This is a genomic window from Saccharomonospora amisosensis, from assembly GCF_011761185.1.
GTDB classification, from domain to species: domain Bacteria; phylum Actinomycetota; class Actinomycetes; order Mycobacteriales; family Pseudonocardiaceae; genus Saccharomonospora_A; species Saccharomonospora_A amisosensis.
In genome coordinates, this window is record NZ_JAAOYM010000001.1 from 845,285 (window position 1) to 867,286 (window position 22,002).

Consider the following 22,002-nt stretch of genomic DNA (forward strand, 5'->3'; position numbering starts at 1 on the left):
TCAAACGATCAGGCTGACGCTTCGTCCTCCTGGCCGGGCTCCTGCCGACGCTGACGGACCCGGTCGATCAACTCGCGATGCGTCGCGACCCACTCGACCGCGGCGCGGGTGTGACCTGCCAAGAACTCCTGGACCACCGGAGACAGCTCGTAGTACACGGCTCTCGGGTTCCGGGAGTTGTCTTCACAGCGCAACACCAGCTCGTCCCGCTCCATCGCATGCAAGGTCCGCATGAAGCTCTGCTTGGACACCGGAGCGTCCCCGGTGGACCAGCGGTGCTCTATGTTCCGCTCGCGGACCTCGTTGAACAGATCGTTGGAACGCATGGGCCCCTCGGATAAGACAATGATGATGTCGGGCACCCACTTACCCTGATGCCACCGCACCAGGTCGAACCAACTCAACACCTCCTCGGCGTCGACAGCCATCACGCATCCTTCCCCTCCACGACTCCCGGCATGTTCAGGGCCAGGTAGTCCCGCTGTGATCGCGTACCCAGGCGGTGGAGGCAGCAACCCCACCGACCTCCACCGTTATCGGAACGCCACTAACCAGGCTGCGGGAGAACTTGTCGAGAGGCCAAGAGTGTGGACAAGACCACTCGAACAGAGCAGCTTGATCACTGAATGTGACGAGCGTGATCGGCCATGTGGGTATCGACAGAAGTCGAGTGCTTCACCGAGTTGATCTATCGGCCCTGGTCAGGAAGCTGCTTCGTCGATTTTTGTCGTACCTGCCTGCCACACTGCTGTTGCGCTGCGCGAGAGCCGAGCGTTTGTACGAGTGCAGGGCGTCACATGAGCGATGGAGCGAGCCTATGAGCCAGCCGCGGTTGTGGTGGCAAGACGTTGTCCCCAGCGACTGGACTGCGTTCGCGCTTCCCGAGGATCTGGTGCGGGAGCGGTACACCGCACTCCTGGCTGCGCTTGAAGAGCTCTCTACCCGCGGCCCGATGTCCACCCCGGAGGAGATCGCGGCGCAGGTGCGGGCCGTCGGATATCACGATCCGCTTACCGACCTGGACCTGCGCAATGCTCTCGACCAGTTGGCGAAGTGGGGCTTTGCCGAGCCGTTCCGCGACTACGCCGCCCCAGTGCGCGACTACCAGGGAATGATCGTGCGCCAGGAGTCATGGGCACTGACTCGGAAGGGCCGCGGCATCGTCGCCGCGGTGCGCATGGCGGTTGTCGACGCCCGCCGCGCGCTGCAGTTGCCCAGCAGGTTGCTCGACAGCGTCAGCGCACCGTGCGGGACATGCTTGATCACTTCGAGCATGACCACGGACTCCTGCCTGCCAACATGGATGACGTCCGCACCCGTATCGACGAGCTGCAGCGCGTGACCGCCGACTTCTACGCAGCCTTGGCGCAGATGGTGCAGTCCGACGTCACGAACGACGACCTGTTCGGCGATAACCGAGACCGCGTCATCGAGGCGCTGCGGCAGTTCCCCCGCGAGTATGGGCGTGCGCTGCGCCGTGTCGAAGCAGCACTGGCTGACCTGCGAGCGGTTGGCCACCGACACATCGTGGAAGCGGCCGTTCCGCACGCTGGCCTCATCGACATCAGAGACCAGCAGCACTGGGTGGACGAACGGGTGCGCCGATTGTCCGACCTCGAGGCATGGTTTCAGCCGGACGGGACCGTTCAGCGCCTCATCGCCTCGGCCACCGGCGCCGTCTACACGCTGCTGGTGGCCATCGACCGCCGCTACACCGCGCGGCGAAGGGGTTCGGATCTCGGCGTCGACTACCGGACACTCGCCTACAGTCTGCACAGCCAAGCCACCGACGCCGATGCCCGCTGCGTCTACGCTGCGGCGTTTGGCGATTGGCCTGCCTGGCACGCCGTCCTCGGCCCGAACGAGGAGGACGTAGCGCACGGCACCGTCGCTGCCGCTGGTGTCAGCCGGCACCTGGTCGAGGTGACCTTGCGCGAGCACGAGCGGCAGGGACCGACCAGCGGACGCCCCCGCAAGGTGCCCGACACGGGTTCCGACCGTGCCGCCGCGCTGGCCGAAGCCAGGGCCGAAGCAGAGCGGCGCCGCCGCTTCACCGCACTGCTGCTCACCAAGGGAGAGGTAGGGCTGGAACACTTCGGAGGTCTGGACCTGGATGCTGCGGCGATCCTGTTGCAGGCCATCGAAGTCGCTCTCGGACAGTTGGACCCGGCGACAGGGTGGGGACAAGGCCAGGCTGATGGGGCGAGCGTTCTTGTGCGGGTCCGCGCCGGCGATCCGGACCGAACTGTCTCAGTAGCCCTCGCGGAAGGCGTCCTCACCGGACCTGATCTGCGGATACAGGTAACTCCCACCGAGAACGTCACCGCGCAACGGGCCTGGAGCGTGGCATGAGCGGGGCAGACATGCTCGACCCCGAGCTACGCGAAGCTGCTCGCCACCTCATCGCAACCGGTCGCATTCGCGCGGAGACAGATCCCGAGAGATATCGGACTGCGGTCAAGGGCCGCCAGGACCTCGCCGAGTTCTTCCGTTCCGAGCTCGGCTGGACGTTAGAGGTCCTTGAGGTCGCCGAACTGGTCCGGCTGCACAAGCGGCGCGCCGATGTCCCGGCCGACCGCGGGCCGCGGCTGCAACGCGAGGGCCGGGACGGGCCATTGGCTCCGGCGAAGGTCCTCGTGCTCGCCGCGCTGGTATGCGAGCAGTTATGGCGTCGTCCCCGGATGAGCCTTCGGGAGCTGCTGCAGGCCATCGCTCAGGTATGCGCGGCCGAGGCTGCCTCGGGGCGGCTGCCCCACTTTCGCATCGTCGCTGCCGACGGCATGGCGAAGAAGGAAGCGCACCAGAATCGTCAGCACCTGGTCGACGCGCTCAAGCTCCTCGTTGCCGAAGGCTCGATCGTCGTCGACGCCGACCTCGACCGGGCTGTGACCGACGAGGAAAGCGACCTGGTCGTCAAAGCCTCCCGCGACCGGCTCGCCGCCAAGTTCTCGTCCTTGTCTCCCTCGCTGCTGGCTCTGGACGACCTGTCGCCCGACCTGCACGCCGCTGCCTTGTCGGCCGAGTCTCTGCTCGACCACTCCACAGCAACGGAGGAGGAGCTAGCGGCCCCGACCCTGGAAACACGGAGGTTGAAGGCGATACGGCGGCTCGTCGACGACCCCGCGACCGATCCCTTGGACGACGCCTCCGCGAGTACCCCCTATTTGCACACGCTCACCGGCCGCGAGCGTGGCCTCACGGTCGCGACCTCGCTGGGACTGGCCACCACCGTGCGGCGGGATTGGTGGGAGATCACCGATCCCACTGGTCTCGGCACGGGCATCGACTTCCCGAACGGGCGGCGGAGCGAGCGGCAGGCCGCCCTCGCGCTGCTGGAGGCACTGGCTCGTCGCGATGACCTGTCCGCCCCACTACTGATCACCGAAGTGATCGCCCAGTTCGAGGAGATCCGCGAGGACCTGCCTCGCTGGGCCGCAGCCTACGAACGGCGCCTACCAGCTTTGGCACGCGCCGCAGCCGCCGAGCTCGTGGCCGCCGGGCTACTCACTATTGACCCCGAGCACCCCGACCAGTGGCTGCCGACGCCCGGGGTGCGCTTGTGGCGGGTCCGCGTACGCCAAGCATCCACGGAATCCACCTCAGCCGAACGCCCAGCGGAGCGATCAACCGCCGTACAGACCGCGTTGCCCCTCACCGACCAACCCACCAACGACCACGAGCCCGCCGACGAGCAGCCAAGGACCGAGCGATGAGCGTCACCGAACATCCCGCCCAGCACCTCTCAGCAGTTGCGGCCGTCGAAACCGTCGGTCTGCCGGGCGCGGCGGGACGCTGGCAGCCCACCCGCGCCGGAGTAGTCAACTCCTGGGCGTGGGGTGAGGAGAACCTGCTGTTCGCCGACGGCTGGCTCGCCTTGACCGGACCTAACGGCTCCGGCAAGTCGCTGACGGCATCTATGCTGGTCACCCTGCTGCTCGACGCCGACAGCTCACAGACCGCCCTGTCGGTGTCAGGCAAGGCCGCCGGCACCCTGACCAGCCGACATACCGACTGGAACGACAAGGAGGACCGCACCGGCGCCTGGTGGCTTGAGTACGGGCTCCGGGACGAACAGGCCGGACACACCGTCTACCTGACCACCGGACTGTGGCTCAGAGCCACCAGCGGGACGCTGCATCGCGCGTTTTTCATCGCTCCAGGACGCGTGGGCACTGAACTGACGCTGCAGCGCGAGCGCGACCCGGTCCGCATCGAAGACCTTGCCGAGCAGTTGGCCACCTGCGACGGGGAACTGTTCACCTCCTCCGCCAAACTGCGCGCCAAGTCGCTCGGACAGCTGCGCGCCGTCGAAGATGAGCGTGGCTACCGGCAGGCGATCCGCTCCCGCTTGTTCTCCCCTCTGGATGAAGTGCAGTTTGACGCCTTGGTCGGTGTGTTACGCAGTTTGCGCAACCTGCGCACGGCGGAGGCGATCTCCCCAAAGCAGATGCGCGAGGTGCTGACCGACGCCTTGCCGGCGCTGGACCCCGAACGGCTCACGGTCATCGCCGAGGCGATGGAACGCATCGCCGAGCTGGAGGCCCAGTTACAGCGCAATCGCGAGGAAACCAAGCTCCTGGAGGGCACCGACAAGCTGTATCGCCGTTATGTCGGCACCGTGACACAGGTCGAGGCAGCCGAGCTGACCGCGGCCAACACTGAGTTCAAAGCCCAAGCCGACCGCACCCGCGAGGAGACGGCGCGTTTGCAGGCCGCCCAGGCCGAGCAAGCCGAAGCAAAAGAACAGCACGCGACCACCCGCACCCAGATCTCCGAACTCGAAGGCCGCCGAGACGCCGCTGACACAGCCCTGCGCGACCACGCGGGAGCCGAGCTGCCGCACATGGAGCAGCGGGCCGCTGACCTGGCCAAGGCCGCCGATGAGGCAGACGAGCGCGCCGAGCAAGCCGAACGCGATGCCAACACCGCCCTCCAGCAAGCCAGCGAGTCAGCCGACAGCGCCACCCAGAACCAGCAGCATCTGATCCGATTGTCCGATGACCTGCGAGGACCCTCGACCAGCGTCGGCGCCGACGCCGCGTTGGAGCACCTGTTCGCCGCCACACGGCAGTTGGCGTCAGCCGAGCCAGGAACTACGCCGATGGTCGAGGTCGGGCAAGTGTGCGCCACGCCATTGGCCTGGACCGAAGCCCGCATAACACAGGTGGGACAGGTGGGCGAAGCCTTGCGCGGCCATGAACTGGCTCAACAGGCGGAACACTCAGCTGTCGAAACCGTGCGCAGCGCCGAGGATGAAGAGGACAACCGGCGCGGCCTCGCCGAGGACGCCACCGCCCAACGCCGAGACATCGAAGCCGCGCTCGTCGAAAAGATCGCCACGTGGGCATCCGGTGCGCGCTATTTTGGCCTGGTCCCGGAGGAGCTCACGGCCCCCATCGACAACGTTCCTGCCGGTGACCGCTTGGAGCCGGATCGACTGGCCGCATGGTTGGAATCATCGGCCAGCGCAGTCCGTGCGCGCATCGACTTGCCGGGACATCAACAGGCCGCTGCCACTGACGCCGCTCTCGCCACAACCGCGGCGGATGCCGCCGAGCGGGCACGAACTGAGCACGGCGAAGCGCAAACGAAGGCATCCGAGGCTGCGAATGCCTTCGATGTTGTCCAGGAACGGGCGGCCGCCGAGATGCAGGCCGCCGAGCATGAACGCGCCCAAGCCCACGCCACATACCAAGAATCTGTTGCGACCGCGCAGGCTACCCTCGCTGATTCCAAACAACGCCTGACCGATAGCGTTGCCTCAGCCGCCCAGGCCGCCGACCACTGGCTCGGGCAAGTACGCCAGTGGCGCAGCACCCTCACGCACCTGGCGGCAGACGCCGTGCCCGTGCCCCACCTTGGCGAGATCGATAGCGCGGCGGTCGAAAATGCCGTGGCCGAGCTGGACAGAATTGACCCCGCGGCCATCCGGCTTGCCGCTGAGCGAGCGCATAGCGCCGCAACCACGCGCCTGGAACGCCGAGTTAGCGCTGCTGAGCAGCAGGTTGAGCGTGCCGCCGACGCGGTCGCCGCAATCGAAGCCAAGCTAGTCGAAGCCCGCCACGCCGCACCAGTACCAACCGCCCCACCCTGGCGCAACCGACAGCCCTCGGACGGCATGCCCCTGTGGGCGCTGGTCGACTTCGCCGAGCACCTGTCAGCCGCCGACGCCAACCGCCTCGAAGGCGCCTTGCTCGTCGCCGGCCTACTCGACGCACTCGTCACTCCTGACGGAAGTGTCTACGCAGGCGACCTCACGATCACCGGTACCGAACCTGCCGCCGGACGCACCCTGGCCGACATGCTTCGGGTCGAGCAGGACCCAGGCATCGACGCCACGCGCATCACACAACTGCTCCGTGCCATTCCCGTCGACGCACCGGGCAGCGATCTCGCCCTCGGCCAGCTCACCACTGGTGTGCTCACCGCCGCCGCCCCAGAGGGCTACGAGGCTGCGTTCATCGGCCGCACGGCCCGCGAGCGAGCCCGCCTCCAGCGGGTCGCGACCCTCGAACAAGAACTGCAAGCAGCTCAAGACCAGCTCCATCAATTTGAACAGGAAGTGAGCAACTACCGCGACGACCTACGTGCTGCGGACGCCGAACGACAAACATTCCCGACAGACGAGGCCATACGCCGCGCACGCGAGCACGTGACCACGCTGTGGCGCGACCTCGAAGCCGTCGAGCGGGAAACCACCGAACGCATCGGACAAGCCGATCTGGCACTACACCAAGCCCTCGCTGACCTGGAGACCGCCGCGGCGGCACGCAAGGCACGGCTAGACACCGTTGAACAAGAGCTCCGCCACGCCGAGCGCATCGCAGAAGACCTGAAGAGCAAGGCCGAGGACGCCGAGCGAACCGCAGCACAGCGGAAGGAGACCGCGCAACGCAGCGAGGCAGCGCGCGCCCAGGCCGCCACGGCGCAGGAGCAGGCCGACGCCGAACGGGCAGCGTTCCCTGACCTCGCCCCCATCCGCGCCGCGCATATGGCAGAAGATCGTGCCGCGGATGACCTTAACCGGGCTCGCAGCGCGCTGATCGAAGCCACCGAGAAGCACCGACAGGCCAGCAACACGGTCAAGGACGCGCTACGCGAACTGAACCAGGCAGCCAAACTGCCCGACGGGTCGCTGTTGCCTACCGACCAAGAGACGTTGAACGAGCACGGAAAGACACTCAACCAACTAACGCACAAGATCGAAGGCTGGAGACACGCCGCGCAGCGAGCCCTCGATCTGCTTCGACGGGCAAGTCACGACGCGGAAGCAGCCACAGGCTGGGCGAACCGGTCATCCAGGGCGAAAGACGAGGCGGAGAAAACCCGACTGGCCGCCACCCGCGAAGCCGCAGCCGTGGCCGAGAGACGTCGCCTGTACGGCGCGGAATACGAGCAGCTACGCCGCACCCGCCAAGCGATCGGCGAAGAGTTGCGCAAGGCCAACGAGCGAGCCGAGGAACTGGTTGCGCAACAGCAGGCAGCCAGCAACGAGGCGGCTGCCGCCCAGTCCACGCTTGACGGGATCGCTCCACAGCGCGAGGCCGCTGAGCAGCGACGCGAAGAATGCCTGCGTCAGCTTTGCCGTCTCGTTGACGAAGGCTTGGCCACCGTGCCCGAAGACGTGGCGACGGAGCCGTCAGGCAGGCCAGCCAACCTCACCGCCGGACTGGCATGGGCCAAGCACCTTCTCGCAGACCGACCTGCAGGAGCCGACCGGGTCGGCATGCTCACGCAGGCCCGTAGCCGGGCGCTGACCGCACTGGAGAACAGCGCCCGCACCGTCAGTACCAAGCTCGCCCGCTTCGGTAAGCAGGTCACCCTCAACAGCATCGAGGCCACCGAGTGGCGTCGCGCCGTCGTCGCCGAACCGGATGCCATCCGAGGCGACGACCTCCACCTCGCGGTCCAAGCCCTGCACACCACGGCCGCACAGCTGGAGGAAGACCTCCGCGACGACGTCAAACGAACCTTGAAGACCAGCATGTTCACCCAACTGCGCCGCGACATCCAAGTACGTCGCGAGGCAGCCCAGGAACTGGTCCGGCAGATCCGCGCCACCCTCGACGCGGTACGCACAGGTGTGGCGAACGTCGGGGTTCAGGTCGAGTGGACGGTTCGCGAGGATGAGGACGCCCAGCGCATGGTCGAACTGATTTCCCAACCACCGTCGGACGAAACGTTCGAGCAAATGTATTCGGTGCTGCGCCAGCGGATGGACGAGACAGCCGGCGAAGCGTGGGCCGAGCGCGTCGCGCACACCTTCGACTACCGCGCCTGGCACGAGTGGCACATCTCGGTCACCCATTCCTCCTTCGGCGACGGCAGCGGGGAGAAGTTCCGCACAGTCACCTCCCGCTCCAACCCGCTGGAATCCCTGTCGACCGGAGAACGGCGACTCGCGACCATGCTTCCCCTTCTGGCCGCTGCATGGTCGATGTACTCCGGGGAGGGCTACAGGGGTCCGCGGTTGCTGTCGATCGACGAGATCGACGCGGCATTCGACGAGCCGAATCTGCGCCAAGTGCTGGCCCTGCTCCGAGCCTGGGAGTTCGACGTGCTCGCGACCGCTCCATTCATGACGCCGATGATCAAGAAAGAGTCGCAGCGAGTCATGGTGCACCAAGTCGTCAAAGCAGGGCGGTACCGCGTGAGCGTTCCGTGGCTCTGGGACGGGCAAGGCGAGCCCCAGCCACTCACCCTCGAGCTGGCGTCCGAACAGACCGCGGAGGAGCGATGAGTGTCGACCTCTCCCTGATTGCCGATGACCCTGAACTAGCACCATTGTGGACAGCGATCTACGAGCGCCTGTGCTCTGGCCAAGATCCGGAGGCGATCGCGACCGTCGAAGCACCAAAACTGTCCGCTGCAGGCGTGGCCACCCTGCGTTCGTGGCTGGACACAACCACGCGACGCCGACGTGGCCGATCCGCCATCACCGTCAGCCAGACCGGCGCGACCGTACCGGTGCGGGAACTGCTCAAAGTCCTTGGCCTCTCCGCCGCCGACCTTCAGCCACTCGTGGAACGCGCCAAGGGGCGAACGGTTGTGAACCGGGCGGCAGCGCGACAGGAAGCGTCGACGCAGCGGCAAGAGCTCTGGTCGTACGCCGCCGACAAACTGCCGCCGCTGCCAGGACTCCGTGCCAAGATGCGCACTGCGGGCATCGGTGACGATGAACAGGCGGTACGTCGTCTCATCGATGCGCTCGCCAAAGCAATGGCCAAGATCCCTGCCCACCCGCCAGTTAGCTTGCCAAAACTGGCCCACGACTGCGCCGGCGACCCGCACTACTTCGACCTCGACACGCTTGCCGGAGCACGACTGGTCGCCGCCGTCGCCGAGTTCACGAACCAGCTGGAACCGAGCCGCCCAGACCGGGTGCGTGGTCTGCTCGCCGAGGTTGGTGTCCTTGCCGACCGGCTGTGGGCCACCGTGCTGCTGTATCAGGTGCACGTGACCGGAGACGGCCCTATCGACCGACGACTGCGGGAAGCCACAGCCCCGGTAGCGCTCACTTTGCTCGACCTGACGCAGAATCCGCCGAGCTTGGCTCCCCAAGTACTGACCGTCGTGGAAAATCCGTCGGTCCTCGAAGCTGCGATGACCCGCAAGAGTCGACAGGCGCTGGCGTGCACCAGCGGTCAATTGCGCGGCGTCGACCACACCCTTCTACAACTCGCCAGCGACCAAGGGGTCCAACTTCAGTACGCGGGTGACCTCGACGAGCACGGCCTGCAGATCGCCAACTATGTGGCCACCACCTACGGTGCGCACCTGGTTGCCATGGACGCGGCAACCGTGCAGGACGCGGGCACAGAGCCTTCCGCGGTTCCCCTCGGCTCGCTATCACAGACATGTGACTCGGAGCTTGCCGAGGCACTGCGTGGGGGTGGTGGACGCGTCGTGTTCCAGGAACATGACGTCGTACTGCGCCGGCTACTTGAGCCCGGCCTCTGAAGGAGTACGAGAACCACGCCGAATTGGTGGAGCAGCATAGATAGCTCCTCGCACCACGAACTGACCGTGCTTGATGATGATCGGCTCGACCGCAACGTCGTGATCCGACACCTCGACGAGTGCGAACCCTTGCTGACAGCTGTGCCGCGAGCCTTCTTCCATGCATCGAGCGGCCTTGCCGATCATGAGATGGCCGACTTCTACCCCCGTCAGCGTGCTGACGATTCTTCCCTCGTATCCGCGCGATTCGGTTCCCTTGCCCAGACGACGAGTCCTTCCCAGGATGATCGAACGCCCTATGCGTTTCGCAGTGTTGAGCGCCGTGTTCCCGGCGATCTTGCTGATACGGACACAGTCGGACTGCCCGTGGCTCATCACCCATCCGGGCACGACGTCGTACCAGTCCGGACACCACGTGATATCCGGTACCCCCAGGTCAATCGCGCTGTGCTCCGGATCAAGAACGACCAACCGTCCGTCGAAACTCTTCCGCAGAGGCTCGACGACACCACGTGCCAGGTGCGCGGTGCTGTCGGCGTCCAACCGCGCCGCCTCCACGTCCATGAGTCCACCGAGAATCACCACCGCATCAGGCTCGGAATCAGACACAAAGCGTGTTACCGCTTGAATCGCCCGCCCGTCTTCGTGCGGTACACGAATCTCGGACAGGACGACGTACCTTCTGCCCACCGCATGCCTTCCGATTGAGGATGATGCAGAAGATCTTCGCCGTAGCCGACTCAGGCTGCCGTCCGAATAGCTCCATGGAGTGACCGCGGTCGCGAAGGCAGCGTCGACCATGCGTACTCATCAATGGTGGCCTCTTCCGGTAAAGTCGCGACCAAACCGCTCAGCTTCGGCGCTGCAAAGACGACCGGAAATTTGTCAACCCGGGTTGGATACCGTCGTCAGTGGCAATGACGAGGCCGCTCGCCGTCCGGCCGGCCACCTACGACAGACGACTGGCCTCTTCTCGATACAAACGTACCGGGCCGTGTGTCCAACGGCTCTATGTACCACCACGAAACATGCCCGTCACCACCGACTCCTCTTCTTGCACTCCTGCCGGTTCGTTTAGTCCATCGCCTTCCTCATAAACGAGAAGCCCCACGAGACCGCATTGTCGCACGTCGCGTCTTCATTGTCCCTTCCTCAGCCCTCCCAGCCTCGGTACCCCGCGGGAACCTGTTGACGACTGGGGGTGAGTGATGGGGGATGGTGCGGCGATGAGGGATTGAGTGGCTAGGTGGTGAATGTATTTGGGCAGTTATTCCGTGACTTCTTGTGCGAGTTGATTCGGCATGTTTGCTATTTTTCGCAACGTTCGTTGATTGCCCTCTTTTCATTTTCGGTCGCGCACTCTCCAGTGTTTGATGTCATCGCCCGTGTTTCATCCTGTTCTTTCGCTGGTATATCCGGTTGGTCAGGCTTGAAAATTGGCGAAAAAGGTTGCCGATGATGTTGTGTCGACGGTTGCGCCGGCGTTAGGCTGGAATCAATCGGAACACAGGGAAGCCCCCGAGATTCCGAGAACAGATTGAATATCGCGGGCAGGGATTGGCACCCCGATACTCCCGCAACCGAAAGCGATATCGAAAGGCGTTCTCATGACTTCTGTGAGCGTGGTCGATGCTGCGCGAATTACCGCGATGGCTGACGCGTTGTCGGTTCCCGATGGCGGTTTCTCCGTCAATCCGCAAGACGGTTCCGACGTCAGTTCCGGTTACGCGGTATCGGTGCACCCGGAGCACGAGCGTGTCTTTGACCGTCCGGTAACGAGTGATGATCTCCGCGCCTACATCGCGGACACGGCAAATGCGCTTGCGTTGCCGGGCCGTGTCCTGGGTGGCTGGCACGACCCGAACACGGGTCGCGTGTATCTGGACGTGTCCGTCGTGACTGCGGATCTTTCCGACGCTGTGCGCCTGGCTCAAGACGCGGGCCAGATCGCTGTTTTCGACTTTTCCGCCATGTCGTCGATCCCTGTCGCTGCTGCTGCGTGATGTGGCTACCCCGTGGCGCCTGCCACGGGGTGAGACAGCCGAGATCAGCGCGGACACTCGATCAGAAAGCGAGCGTGACATGTCTATTAACCCGTTCACCTATGCCATGCCGGAAACCGAGCAAGAAACGATCTCGTTCGCAAACGCGTGTGCCTATGAGTGGTCCTATTTGGACACGATGCGGCTCGTCGGGCGTACTCCTGAGCGGGTTCCCGATGGTTGGGCGTTTGCGTGGCTGGAATACGCGCGACGCAACGCTAGCCGCATGGCCATTCGAGAGGCATTCCGATACTGGCAGCAGCATTCGACGCTTCCCGGTCTGTCCTAGTCGTTTCGGTGCGGCACGCGTCGCGTGCCGTTTCCGTGACCGCTAGGAGGTTTCGGGGAAAGGACAGCACCATGGCATCTCACAGGGACATTGCGGCACGGTTCGCACAAGAGGCAGGCAAACTGAACGCGCAACTGTTGCGGGCACGGTCGGGAAACGTGCTGGTCTCACCGTTCGATGACCGTGACCTGTGCAGCTACGGCACGCATTTCGTGCTCGCGCGGATCATGCTGGATGAGCACGGTCACCGCTCGTGGTGGCTGCTCAATGGCGACACCTACTCGGTGAGCACCAGCGGACATCAGCGCCTGGTGCGGGAGGAGTGCGGGAAGACCGTGCTGCCCGTGCTGATCGTGCCGTTTTCCTGCTTGCGGGAGGCGCGCATTGACCGCGACACGATCACTCCGATTGACATTCAGGACGAGAGTTTCGAGACGGTCACCCACTACGCGCACGAGTGGGACAGCGTGCCCGAGCATGCCCACTACTCCGCGCGGCTGCTCCCTGATGGGCGCTACGAGTGGCACACCTACCGGCACTGGCTGGGCGCCTCCCTGTTCCGTGCCGCGTACACGGTGCGCGAGGCCGGCGAGTACCGCACGCGGACGGCCTACTTCCTGTCCGCGTTCGATGAGCAGGAAACCCGCCCGCACTACTTCCTGTGCGAGCTTCCCCACGGTGCGGCGCCTGCGTCGGTGGGTGAGGCGTTCGAGGCGCTGAAACCTCCGGAGGTCAAGCGAGCGGAAACCGACGGGTTGACCTGCACGCGCCAAGGTGACGTGTTCGCGGTGCCGACCACTCTCACGACGCGTCAGGTGAGCCGGCTTGCCCACAAGCGCCAGCGTGGCGTTCACGTCCTGCATCTGAGCCACACAGCCACCGAGGTGGCCGTCACCGACGACGGCACCACCTACGCGCGAGGCATCTTGCGCCACGCCCCACCCGGGCACGGGCGCCAACCGGAGCACAAGCGCCAACCCATGGGCGACCGCAAAACCTGGCATCGGCTGGTGAAAAACACCGTCCCGCTCGACGAACGCGGAGACAGCCGCGCCTGGTCGCGCGGCGGCAACGTCGACTGATCGCCCCGCCACGGGCAACCGCGCGGCGGTTGCCCGTGGCCATCCCGACCAGAACATCCACGCTTTCGGCGAGAGGAGCGCAGCAATGGCTCTGTATTACGTCCACGCGCGACGCATCGACGACCGACCCGACGATCAGGGCTACTACTCCAGCGGCCACGACCTGCCCACGTTCTACGTCGACGCGGCCAGTCCCGATCACGCGCTGCGGCTGGCGCACGACGTGGCCGGCAACCAGGTGGCGAACATGACACGCACGCTGGTGACCACCTACCAGGTCGACGACGAGACGCAAACGCTGCACGAGTCGACCCGCTACGCCCCAGGGTGGAACGCCGAACGCGTCGACGCCGGGACCGTCGAAGTCCAGTACCGGTACTCCCAGGACGGCTGGATCATCGACGGTTCGCCCACCGCCGAACAGGATGCCGATGCCGTAACTGTCTTCGACGCACACGCGGGTGTCGTCGCCGCACTGACGCGCACCCCGCGCGGACGGTGGCGCATCGAAACCAGCGACTACGCACACCTCAAGCGCAGTCACCACGATGCGCGCTTCAGCACGCCCGAGGACGCCGCCCACTTCGTGGCCAAGATCCTCTCTGTCCGGCTGGTCCCCGTCACGACGTGGGACTGATCACCTCCTCTCGGGGCGTTTCTCCACCCTGCATCCGAGGCAGAAAGGCGAGATTCCATGCGCAACACGACAAAACCTGAGCTGGCGTTCGCGCTTCAGGTCGAATCGTCGTACGGCACAACGGAAATCGTTGCGTCCGTGGTCTACCTCGGCGACGACAGCAGGTTGCGCAACCCGTTGTGGCCCGACTACCGCCATCCCGAGATCGCGAGGTATGCCGATTTCCGGGTGCATGCCTACCTGGACCGCGACAACCCGCACGCGTGGGGATGGGGCCACTCGTACACGCCCCACAAGATCAGCGACATCGACCACGCCCAGACGATCCTCCGCATGCTCCGCAAGATCGACAAGGGGCTGAACGCCACCAACAGCGAGCAGGGCTACGTCGACCACTTCGCCGCCTACCTGTTTCGCATCGCCGCGATCCTCCGCATCCGGACCTACTACGTCAGGAACTTCGACAAAACCATGGAGATCACCGGCCAACGGTTCGGACGCCGGGACGCCATGGGCGTCCAGCGATGGATCACCGAACACGAAAAACAACGATGCAAGCAACCCGCCGAAACCTAACCGTCGCGCCGTTTCGACTGCACTGGAGTGTCTACAATGGATCAGTTTGTTCTTCTCATCACCGACCACACGTCCCTGCGTAGCGAGATCGCCTGCCACACGCACGGCATCTCCCTGGTCACGCGGACTCCCGAACATCTTGCTCGCGCTGACTGGGACGCCGCCGCGCTGGTGCTGATCGACATGCAAGCCGCGCCGATCCTGCGAGCTCGCCCCCACCCACTGCCGCACCGCGACGCAGCAACCATGCTTGCCGCCTCCGAGGACCGCGCGGAACCGGACCTCTATCGGCACGCAGTCGCACTCGGCGCCTCGCACGTGATCACACTGCCCGACGGCGCCGGAGCCTTGCGAAAGCAAATTGCCATGCTGGTGGCAAGCCTCCCGATGGTCGTCGCGGTGCTCGACCCAGCCACCGACGGTGAAGTCGGCGCGGTGACCGCCGCGAACCTCGCTCTGGCTGGGGTGGCCACCGGGCGTCATGTCGGTCTGATCCACGCCCGGACCAGCAGCGTCGACGTGAATCACGCGCTGCAGGCCACCGAACTGAACCCGCCCGCCATGGGACGGGGCACACTGCACGCGCTGTATGCCAACTGCGAGCAGGCGCCCCCGCGCCAGGCGCTACGGCAGGCCATGAGCGACATGGCCACGCGGCGCGCAGTGATCGTGGCCCATCTCGATCCCCATCGGCCGGATACCTGGGCCGTGCTCTACGGGATCGACCTGGTCATCGTTCCGGTACCCGCCCCGCTGGTCACCGACCAGGCCACGCGGGACGTGGTGGCCGCTGCGCGCAACTACACCCCGCACGTCCACGTGCACGCCACCGGAACCGACCTGGACACCGACGTGACCACGGCGGTCGCCGCTGGTATGGGCGCCGACTACCCAAGCATGACCGGCATCGCGATCACCGGAGCACCCGGCAGCGCGGACCAGCTCTCCGACCACGGTCACCGTGCCCATCTGTGGGCGGCCGTCGCCCGGCACCGACCAACCGCCGAGACCACGACCTAACGGGCCTTCTGCCGACAACTGCACAGCGAGCGATCCGGGACGCCTGCCGAACCAGTGAGCTACCCTAGGCTCTGCCTCCCTTCGGGGATGGCGCCCTTTCGATAGGGCTTTCGGTAGGCCGGCGGACCGTGCCAACACCCTTCGGGGTGGGTCCGTCGGCCCCTTTTCTTCTCTCGGGCTCCCTTTGTCGCTCGCCTGCCCTCGTCGCAGCGACGAACAGGAGCAGCCATGAACATCACCGAAATCCACAATTCCGCCGCCATCGGGTGGCGCTGGAACAACCGCCACGGCGCGACTTACGAAATCGTCTGGATTCGCGGCGCCACCCGACTGCGGTTCGGCGTGAAACCCGCGAAAACCGGCGAGTGGGTCACGGTCGTCATGGACGAAACACGCTGGTCCTGCGACGGAACCGAGCACGGAGCCCGCGCTCGCGCACATGAATTCATCTCCACCTGCTGATTCCCATAACCACATCAACCCTCTTCCGCAATTTCGTTAGGAGGTTCGTCATGTCTCGAAACATGGGCTACGCCGAGTTGCTCGGCCGACTGTTGACCGTGGTCAACGGCAGAGAGGCCACGACGTATCGGTCACCGACGCGCACGGGCGCGTGCCTGTACTTCGCAGACGGAGCGCCGAGCTGCTTACACGGTCACGTCTTCGCCGGACTCGGCCACGATGAGGAATCCCTCGCGATGGACAACGGCGAGACCGCCGCAACCGCCTACGCCGCGCTGGGCTACGAACTCACACCACGTGCCGAAACTCTGGCGACGGTGACCCAGGAAAGCCAAGACGACGGCGTTGCGTGGGGTCGATGCGTGCAGTCCGGCATGGCATCCGCGTTGCTGATCGAGGACTCCGAAGCCGACCGCAGGGTCGGAGACCTCACGGTCATCGCCACGATCGAACACCTGGGGCGACGTTACAGACCGCAGACACGCACGTGGCCCGAGGCGCCGACCTTCGCGCCACCGAGCCTGTCTGTCGACTGTGAACCCGCGTCGCTGTTGGGCCAGGCGTTCCGCCTCTGGGGCACTACACCCGAACAGGTACGCCGCACCGACAACGCTCGGGCGGTCGACGCGCTCACGGCGCTGGGCTGGCAGCTCTCCGCGCGGGCCTGGTCGCTGATCGTCTCCGCACAGGAAGCCGAAAACGCTGGTCACCCATGGGACGAGATCGCCCACCTCGTCGCCACGCTCAACGTCGACATCGAGCCGGGCACGGAGGTGGACCGATGAAAACCACCACCGAACGCCCCTACCGCACCATGATGAGCATCGCGGCCACCTTGACCCAGCTTCCTGCCGACACCTCCGCGCGACACGTGCGAGCGCTGGCCACGGAGCTCGCCGCTGCCGTCCGCGATCTCGACGCACGAATACGCGCTGGCCTCGCACCACCCCACACGTGGCACCTGCGCCCGCAGCACATCACGGGACCGCCCGAAAGCTGGGGACCGTGGATCTTGCCGGAACAACCCGCGCCGGGCACAGTCGTCGCTCCCGCGCGACCCACCGACACCACCCGCGGGCGGTCCTGGCGCCGCGTCGCAGACGGCGAGCAGAGAACCGGATGGCTGCCGCAGCACGAACCAGAGGTAGGCACGCAGTCGTGGCCTGCAGTGCTGCGCCACTGCGGCGGCGCGGTCCGCATCACCCATCCCGCCACCGTGCCCGCCCGCGTGCTGGCCTGGCGGCACCGCGAGGAAGCCCCCTCAACGGCAGCCACACCTGACGATTCGCGCATTGACCGATCAGACCACTGTGGACATCCGGATTCTCCACAACCCCAACGACAACCCTGATGGAGGAGGTTAGTCATGCAACACAGCAACAGCCTTGCCGATCGCGCAGCCCGTGCCGTCCAACGCGCCCGCGTCAGCAGCGACGACCTTGCCCGGAGCACACCCACACGGCGCCACCGCCACCGCGGCCGACTCACCCGGCTCGCCGCGTGCCTGCTCGGTGTCGACCCGGCTGATGTCGTGGTGATCGATGACCCGAATCGCAGCTACGGCGGATACGCCGGCTTCGTGATCACCGTGCACGACGGGGACAACGTCTACCGCTTCACGCCGGACCTCGGTGACGACAGCACGCTGCACCTGCTCCGGCCCTGTCGGCGCTGCGGCCACCAGGTCACCACGGCCGTGATCACCTCCCTGATCGATCTTGGCCGCGTCTTGGACGGCACCGGCGAGCAATCGCTGTCCAGCGATCAGTTCACCGACGACCCGGCACACGCCGACGACTGCCCATCCCTGCGGACCTAAAGGAGGGACACACCATGGCTCACCCTGCGATCAACCACACCCTGTTCGCGCTCGGCCACGGCGACCTGGCCGAAGCGCTGGGCGGGTTTGCCGAGTTCGTCGGGCCAGATGACCTCCTGAAGCTGCCTGTGGGGCGCGCGATGCTGGCCGCCCCCAACGTCGAGGAAGCTCGGGAGTCCTTCATGCGGTTCGCAACCGCGTGGGACAGCGGCGGATTCGATACCTTCCTGCCCCCGACGGCCGAGAAGAGTCAGTTCCCTGTGCGCGGACCTGACGCTCCGCACCATCCAGTCGGCTGGGTGCCCTACGAACAGCGTCAGGACATCTACCTCTACCACGCTGGACGCTGGTTCCTCTGGCTGGCTGACGACCACCCGCAATGGCACGAACTCACCCTCACCGACGGCGGAGTGCGACGCCACCCGGTCACCCGCATCTATGGCACCTCGTACGAGACCACATGCCGTCTCGACCTGGGACAGCTCGCGGTGTGGATCATGGCCGAAGCCAGCGTCCGTGTGCACTGGCGGGGGTTCGGATTCTCCGCACACGTGCACCCCGGCGGCACCTTTCACGAACCGAGTATCGAGATCACCGTCCACGGTGTTCCCGAAGCAGAGGCCGCCAGCGTTGCGATCGAACTCGACGTGATCGCAGAGGGACACAACTGGTCCAATCCGTGCGACCCCGACGATCACCGGTTTCGTTTCACCTCACGCATGGTGCCATCCGGCGCTGATGACAGGCGTTCTCCGCGACCCGGTCAGATCACGATCGCCGACGACGATGACGACGAATGATCACATCGCCCGCTGAATAGAGGCTAGCTCTCCTTTTCGCGCGACGAATTCCCTGTATTCGGGATTTCGCCGAACGGGAGACGTGTGCCCAAAACCGATATGTTACAAGGAGGAATGCCTGATGCCTGCGGTCTCCGTGAATGGTCCCGCTGAATTCGTGTCGACGATTCCCATCCTGTTGGGATTTCATCCGCACCGCTGCCTGGTCCTGGGCAGCTTGCACGGCAAATCCGATGTCGGCGAGCTCCTGCACGTCGACATCGAAGAGGCCGCCCGGCCGACGGCGGCCGACCAGCTCGTCGCGGCGCTGAAGCGTCACGAGCCCGATCGGCTCTTGATTGCCGTCATCGACGACCGCGTCTTCGACCCCGCCGAACCGACACGACACCAGCAGCTCGTCGATGCCCTCACCGCCGGCGCCCGCGCGGCGGGCATCACAGTCCAGCGCGTCGTGTGGGCCAGCGGCACCACCGACGAGGCGATCTGGTGCACCCGCGACGACCACGGCACCGTGCCAGACCCGCGCAGCAGCAACCTCGCGGCGTCGTTGGCCGTCGCCGGCCACGTCACCTACCCCAGCCGCGAGGCACTCGCCGCGTCCCTGGAACCTGACGATCCCGAGGCGGCAGCCAGCCGTGTACCGCAACTGGATAAGCCTGACTCTCACCTCGACAGGCGTCAGGCCGTCGACGCCGTTTGCGACGCGATCACACGCGCTACCCAAGGGCATCTGCCCGAGACTGACAACGACTTCGTCGCTCTCGGCCGTGGCCTGGAGCACGACGTCGGCCGCGACACCGCGCTGGTGCTCACCGTCGAAAACCCACAGGCCACGCGAGAACTCTGGGTCAGCCTGACCCGCGCACTGCCCGCGCCATGGCGGGCACGCGCCGCCGTGCTGGCCGCCGTCGCCGCCTACCTCACCGGATTGGGTGCACTCGCTGACGTCGCCCTCGAGGCGGCCGACCGCGCCCTCCCGGAATACCGGCTCGCACGCCTGCTGCGCCAGGCATTCAACAACGCCATCCACCCCGACGAGCTCCGCCGCGCCATAGACGGCGCCAAGCGGTGGGCCACCGACGAGGACGAGGAGCGCTGAACCATGGCCAACAGCAAGAAGAATCAGCGCAGCATCACCCGAAACCCCGAACAGCACGCTTTCGCCATAGCCCAAGCCGTCGACACCGCCTGGCAGAAGGCCAACAACAGCGGACGACGGGACGTGCCCCTGTCGGTGGCGGCCACCCTCGCCCTCGTCGGGCAACGTGACCCGAACGGTCCCGACCTCGGCGACCAGTTCCGCGCCCTGACCGCCGACGAGTTCGCCGAGATCTCCCGGCAGATCTGGACCCAACTGGTCAACGCCCGCCCGGACCTGACACACCTCGTGTATCCGCTCATGCAGTGGCTATTCACCGACCCAGAACCAGCGCTCCGCCAGGCGGCACGTAGCACCGCGGAGGCCGCTCTGGACGCCGGGCAACTCCAGCTCACCGGCACCGACGCCCGCTACGATGCCGACCTCCTCGGCATCGTGCTCACCCTGCTGAAATCTCGTACCGCGGTCGGAGCGAACGCCCAGGTCTACACGCCGAACTCCATCGCCAGCATCCTGGCCCACCTCAACACACCCGAGGAACACACCTCCGTCCAGGACCCCGCCGTCGGCAGCGGAGGACTGTTCCGCGCAGCAGCAGAAGCCATGCGCGAAAAGGGCCGCGACCCGACCACCGTGACCTGGGCCGGCTGCGACATCGACGAGCTCGCCATCGCCGCCTGCGCGGTCAACAGCATCCTGTGGGGGCTCGGCACTCGCATGTTGCTCTACGTCGGCGACACCCTCGCCGAAGGCGACTGGACCACACGCGCCCACCAGCAACGAGCCGAAATCCTCCGTGTCGCCGAGGCGGTACGCAGGGACAAGCAGATGATCGCCGCCGTACGCATGGCTCAGCACCTCACCGAGCTGGTCACCGACGACATGCCTGAGCAGGAACGCCCCGCTCCTGAATGAGGAGGTGTACCGTCCAAGTGGTTCCGTGCTCCCGGTGACCCCCAGGCCGGTCGAGCACGGAACCGCTGACGCCAGCAGCGCCCACAACAGCCCTTCAGAACGGTGGAGGCTCGGGTGTCGAAGGCTGGTACAAGCCAAGTCGACTGCGGATCGCCCCCTCGTTGCGGCCAAACTCCTGTACCAGTTCGGCGATGCTTGCTCCTTCGCTGTGCCTGGCTGCCAGCCGTTGTTCCTCTTCCTCGGTCCAGCGCTTGTGCGAATTTGGGTGGACCTTGCGCAATTCAGCGAACGTGTACGCCGGTGGTGACTTTGGTTTCCGCTGACCTGGCGCGGGAACCTCGTCCATTGGGAACGGACCCAGACCCAGCTTGTGCAGCCGAAACTTGACCGCCTTCTCCGAACGACCGAGGCTGCGGGCCATTTCGTCCGTAGCCACACCAGCCGTAGTGAACTGGTGCAACGCACTGTCTTCTTCGTCGCTCCAGCCGCCGACCTTGCGGCCGTTCGATGTCTCTTCCGATGATGCTTGCGACGGAGCCAACGGTTGTGGGTCTGGATTGACCGCCATCTCCTGAAGTAGCTGGATGACTGTGACGCAGTCACCCAGGGCTCTATGGCCGCCGTGGAGGGGGTGCCGGCGCCAGTCGCCGCGCTGTTCGTCCCACTCACCGGCCCAGGCCGCATGGTGCAGCATCGCGTCTTCCCACTGCGCCTGCACCCAAGCGATTTGTCCTGCGGTGCTGTAGTGCGGAAGTAGTCGGTTGGCCTCTGCGGTCAGGCACTTCTGGTCGTAGTTGACGTTCCAGCCCACGATACGCTTGCCGGACAACAGTTCTCGAAGCTCATCGATCAGGTCTCCAAAACGTGGCAGTACTTGGGCGGACAAAACGTCCTCGGTGATGCCGTGCACTTCGGCTGCAGCGGGCGCGATGGGCTCGCCGTCGGGGTCGATCAGCGTGTCCAGCAGTACCTCGCCCGCCATTCCTACGACAGCGATCTCGATGACTCGCCCGTGCAGGTCGGTACATTCGACGTCTAATACGAGTGCGTTCGGGTCTTCCAGGACGTTTGCCGCCCACTGCGACGCGTGCAGCCGTTCACTGTGGCGGCGAGCCAAGGTCGGCACCGGTTCCAGCGCGACGGCAGTACGGCTGTCGAACAACGCAACCTCCAGCACACCGTCCGGCTGCTCGGGATCAGGTGGGCGTTGCCCCAGTTCACGCAGCTGGGCGAGTGTCTTCAGGTGCGCTGGCACGTCCCCACCGCGGTACCTGGGCAGCGCTTCCATCAGGCGTTCCTCC

Annotated in this window: 20 protein-coding genes; 17 read left to right on the forward strand and 3 right to left on the reverse strand. The window is 65.6% G+C overall.

All coding sequences use genetic code 11. The features are described 5' to 3' along the window. Positions 1-8: 8 nt before the first annotated feature. Positions 9-428: a winged helix-turn-helix transcriptional regulator gene (locus FHU38_RS04210; protein ID WP_167166673.1), complete on the reverse strand. Its 420-nt coding sequence runs from the start codon at positions 426-428 to the stop codon at positions 9-11. A gap of 389 nt (positions 429-817) precedes the next feature. Here FHU38_RS04210 and FHU38_RS26915 point away from each other — a divergent pair, with 389 nt between their 5' ends. The 5 genes from FHU38_RS26915 to FHU38_RS04230 are packed head-to-tail and all read left to right on the forward strand — an operon-like array spanning position 818 to position 9,960. Then, on the forward strand, positions 818-1,342 hold the full coding sequence (locus FHU38_RS26915; RefSeq protein ID WP_208415550.1) for a DUF2397 family protein: 525 nt from the start codon (positions 818-820) through the stop codon (positions 1,340-1,342). Next, on the forward strand, positions 1,255-2,352 hold the full coding sequence (locus FHU38_RS04215; RefSeq protein ID WP_208415551.1) for a DUF2397 family protein: 1,098 nt from the start codon (positions 1,255-1,257) through the stop codon (positions 2,350-2,352). The genes FHU38_RS26915 and FHU38_RS04215 overlap by 88 nt, the downstream gene beginning before the upstream one ends. Next, entirely contained in the window at positions 2,349-3,713 is a 1,365-nt protein-coding gene (locus tag FHU38_RS04220; protein WP_208415552.1) for a DUF2398 family protein, read from the forward strand. The genes FHU38_RS04215 and FHU38_RS04220 overlap by 4 nt, the downstream gene beginning before the upstream one ends. Continuing rightward, on the forward strand, positions 3,710-8,740 hold the full coding sequence (locus tag FHU38_RS04225; RefSeq protein WP_167166675.1) for an SbcC/MukB-like Walker B domain-containing protein: 5,031 nt from the start codon (positions 3,710-3,712) through the stop codon (positions 8,738-8,740). The genes FHU38_RS04220 and FHU38_RS04225 overlap by 4 nt, the downstream gene beginning before the upstream one ends. Continuing rightward, positions 8,737-9,960 carry a TIGR02679 domain-containing protein gene (locus FHU38_RS04230; RefSeq protein ID WP_167166677.1) on the forward strand — a complete coding sequence of 408 codons (1,224 nt, stop codon included), beginning with the start codon at positions 8,737-8,739 and terminating at the stop codon, positions 9,958-9,960. Before FHU38_RS04225 ends, FHU38_RS04230 begins: the two co-directional genes overlap by 4 nt. On the opposite strand, the gene FHU38_RS04235 is transcribed toward FHU38_RS04230, so the two are convergent. Beyond that, positions 9,940-10,761 (reverse strand): hypothetical protein, encoded by an 822-nt coding sequence (locus FHU38_RS04235; RefSeq protein WP_208415553.1) that lies wholly within the window; start codon positions 10,759-10,761, stop codon positions 9,940-9,942. The two genes, FHU38_RS04230 and FHU38_RS04235, sit on opposite strands and share 21 nt — an antisense overlap. 815 nt (positions 10,762-11,576) lie before the next feature. Between FHU38_RS04235 and FHU38_RS04240 the strand changes: the two genes are divergently transcribed. The 12 genes from FHU38_RS04240 (at position 11,577) to FHU38_RS04295 (ending at position 20,701) form a co-directional block, all read left to right on the forward strand. Next, a complete protein-coding gene (locus FHU38_RS04240; RefSeq protein ID WP_167166681.1) occupies positions 11,577-11,963 on the forward strand; it encodes a hypothetical protein in 387 nt (128 codons plus the stop codon). A gap of 399 nt (positions 11,964-12,362) precedes the next feature. Then, complete coding sequence (locus FHU38_RS04245; protein WP_167166683.1) at positions 12,363-13,373, forward strand: hypothetical protein; 1,011 nt, start codon at positions 12,363-12,365, stop codon at positions 13,371-13,373. An 85-nt stretch (positions 13,374-13,458) separates the two neighbouring features. Next, positions 13,459-14,010 carry a hypothetical protein gene (locus FHU38_RS04250; protein WP_167166685.1) on the forward strand — a complete coding sequence of 184 codons (552 nt, stop codon included), beginning with the start codon at positions 13,459-13,461 and terminating at the stop codon, positions 14,008-14,010. A 57-nt stretch (positions 14,011-14,067) separates the two neighbouring features. Next, positions 14,068-14,586, forward strand: coding sequence for a hypothetical protein (locus FHU38_RS04255; RefSeq protein WP_167166687.1), 519 nt, complete (start codon positions 14,068-14,070; stop codon positions 14,584-14,586). Between the two features lie 36 nt (positions 14,587-14,622). Then, positions 14,623-15,606 carry a hypothetical protein gene (locus tag FHU38_RS04260; RefSeq protein WP_167166689.1) on the forward strand — a complete coding sequence of 328 codons (984 nt, stop codon included), beginning with the start codon at positions 14,623-14,625 and terminating at the stop codon, positions 15,604-15,606. A gap of 228 nt (positions 15,607-15,834) precedes the next feature. Continuing rightward, on the forward strand, positions 15,835-16,068 hold the full coding sequence (locus FHU38_RS04265; RefSeq protein ID WP_167166691.1) for a hypothetical protein: 234 nt from the start codon (positions 15,835-15,837) through the stop codon (positions 16,066-16,068). Between the two features lie 50 nt (positions 16,069-16,118). Continuing rightward, a complete protein-coding gene (locus tag FHU38_RS04270) occupies positions 16,119-16,853 on the forward strand; it encodes a hypothetical protein (RefSeq protein ID WP_167166693.1) in 735 nt (244 codons plus the stop codon). Further along, on the forward strand, positions 16,850-17,419 hold the full coding sequence (locus tag FHU38_RS04275; protein ID WP_167166696.1) for a hypothetical protein: 570 nt from the start codon (positions 16,850-16,852) through the stop codon (positions 17,417-17,419). Before FHU38_RS04270 ends, FHU38_RS04275 begins: the two co-directional genes overlap by 4 nt. A 15-nt stretch (positions 17,420-17,434) precedes the next feature. Next, the gene (locus FHU38_RS04280; RefSeq protein ID WP_167166698.1) at positions 17,435-17,887 is read left to right on the forward strand and encodes a hypothetical protein; all 453 of its coding nucleotides are present in this window, start codon (positions 17,435-17,437) and stop codon (positions 17,885-17,887) included. A 14-nt stretch (positions 17,888-17,901) separates the two neighbouring features. Continuing rightward, positions 17,902-18,687, forward strand: coding sequence for a hypothetical protein (locus tag FHU38_RS04285; RefSeq protein WP_167166700.1), 786 nt, complete (start codon positions 17,902-17,904; stop codon positions 18,685-18,687). Between the two features lie 121 nt (positions 18,688-18,808). Continuing rightward, positions 18,809-19,786, forward strand: coding sequence for a DUF4192 domain-containing protein (locus FHU38_RS04290; protein ID WP_167166702.1), 978 nt, complete (start codon positions 18,809-18,811; stop codon positions 19,784-19,786). A gap of 3 nt (positions 19,787-19,789) precedes the next feature. After that, positions 19,790-20,701 (forward strand): N-6 DNA methylase, encoded by a 912-nt coding sequence (locus tag FHU38_RS04295; protein WP_167166704.1) that lies wholly within the window; start codon positions 19,790-19,792, stop codon positions 20,699-20,701. A 94-nt stretch (positions 20,702-20,795) separates the two neighbouring features. On the opposite strand, the gene FHU38_RS04300 is transcribed toward FHU38_RS04295, so the two are convergent. After that, positions 20,796-21,989 (reverse strand): 3'-5' exonuclease, encoded by a 1,194-nt coding sequence (locus tag FHU38_RS04300; protein ID WP_167166706.1) that lies wholly within the window; start codon positions 21,987-21,989, stop codon positions 20,796-20,798. Positions 21,990-22,002: the final 13 nt, after the last annotated feature.

Bases quoted from the DNA above. Each gene is read 5' to 3' on its own strand.
- FHU38_RS04220 (WP_208415552.1), top strand. From the start codon at position 2,349: ATGAGCGGGGCAGACATGCTCGACCCCGAGCTACGCGAAGCTGCTCGC.
- FHU38_RS04250 (WP_167166685.1), top strand. From the start codon at position 13,459: ATGGCTCTGTATTACGTCCACGCGCGACGCATCGACGACCGACCCGAC.
- FHU38_RS04210 (WP_167166673.1), bottom strand. From the start codon at position 428: ATGGCTGTCGACGCCGAGGAGGTGTTGAGTTGGTTCGACCTGGTGCGG.
- FHU38_RS04275 (WP_167166696.1), top strand. From the start codon at position 16,850: ATGAAAACCACCACCGAACGCCCCTACCGCACCATGATGAGCATCGCG.
- FHU38_RS04260 (WP_167166689.1), top strand. From the start codon at position 14,623: ATGGATCAGTTTGTTCTTCTCATCACCGACCACACGTCCCTGCGTAGC.
- FHU38_RS04295 (WP_167166704.1), top strand. From the start codon at position 19,790: ATGGCCAACAGCAAGAAGAATCAGCGCAGCATCACCCGAAACCCCGAA.
- FHU38_RS04245 (WP_167166683.1), top strand. From the start codon at position 12,363: ATGGCATCTCACAGGGACATTGCGGCACGGTTCGCACAAGAGGCAGGC.
- FHU38_RS04300 (WP_167166706.1), bottom strand. From the start codon at position 21,989: ATGGAAGCGCTGCCCAGGTACCGCGGTGGGGACGTGCCAGCGCACCTG.
- FHU38_RS04225 (WP_167166675.1), top strand. From the start codon at position 3,710: ATGAGCGTCACCGAACATCCCGCCCAGCACCTCTCAGCAGTTGCGGCC.
- FHU38_RS04235 (WP_208415553.1), bottom strand. From the start codon at position 10,761: ATGGTCGACGCTGCCTTCGCGACCGCGGTCACTCCATGGAGCTATTCG.
- FHU38_RS04285 (WP_167166700.1), top strand. From the start codon at position 17,902: ATGGCTCACCCTGCGATCAACCACACCCTGTTCGCGCTCGGCCACGGC.
- FHU38_RS26915 (WP_208415550.1), top strand. From the start codon at position 818: ATGAGCCAGCCGCGGTTGTGGTGGCAAGACGTTGTCCCCAGCGACTGG.
- FHU38_RS04255 (WP_167166687.1), top strand. From the start codon at position 14,068: ATGCGCAACACGACAAAACCTGAGCTGGCGTTCGCGCTTCAGGTCGAA.
- FHU38_RS04270 (WP_167166693.1), top strand. From the start codon at position 16,119: ATGTCTCGAAACATGGGCTACGCCGAGTTGCTCGGCCGACTGTTGACC.
- FHU38_RS04215 (WP_208415551.1), top strand. From the start codon at position 1,255: ATGCTTGATCACTTCGAGCATGACCACGGACTCCTGCCTGCCAACATG.
- FHU38_RS04280 (WP_167166698.1), top strand. From the start codon at position 17,435: ATGCAACACAGCAACAGCCTTGCCGATCGCGCAGCCCGTGCCGTCCAA.
- FHU38_RS04230 (WP_167166677.1), top strand. From the start codon at position 8,737: ATGAGTGTCGACCTCTCCCTGATTGCCGATGACCCTGAACTAGCACCA.
- FHU38_RS04265 (WP_167166691.1), top strand. From the start codon at position 15,835: ATGAACATCACCGAAATCCACAATTCCGCCGCCATCGGGTGGCGCTGG.
- FHU38_RS04290 (WP_167166702.1), top strand. From the start codon at position 18,809: ATGCCTGCGGTCTCCGTGAATGGTCCCGCTGAATTCGTGTCGACGATT.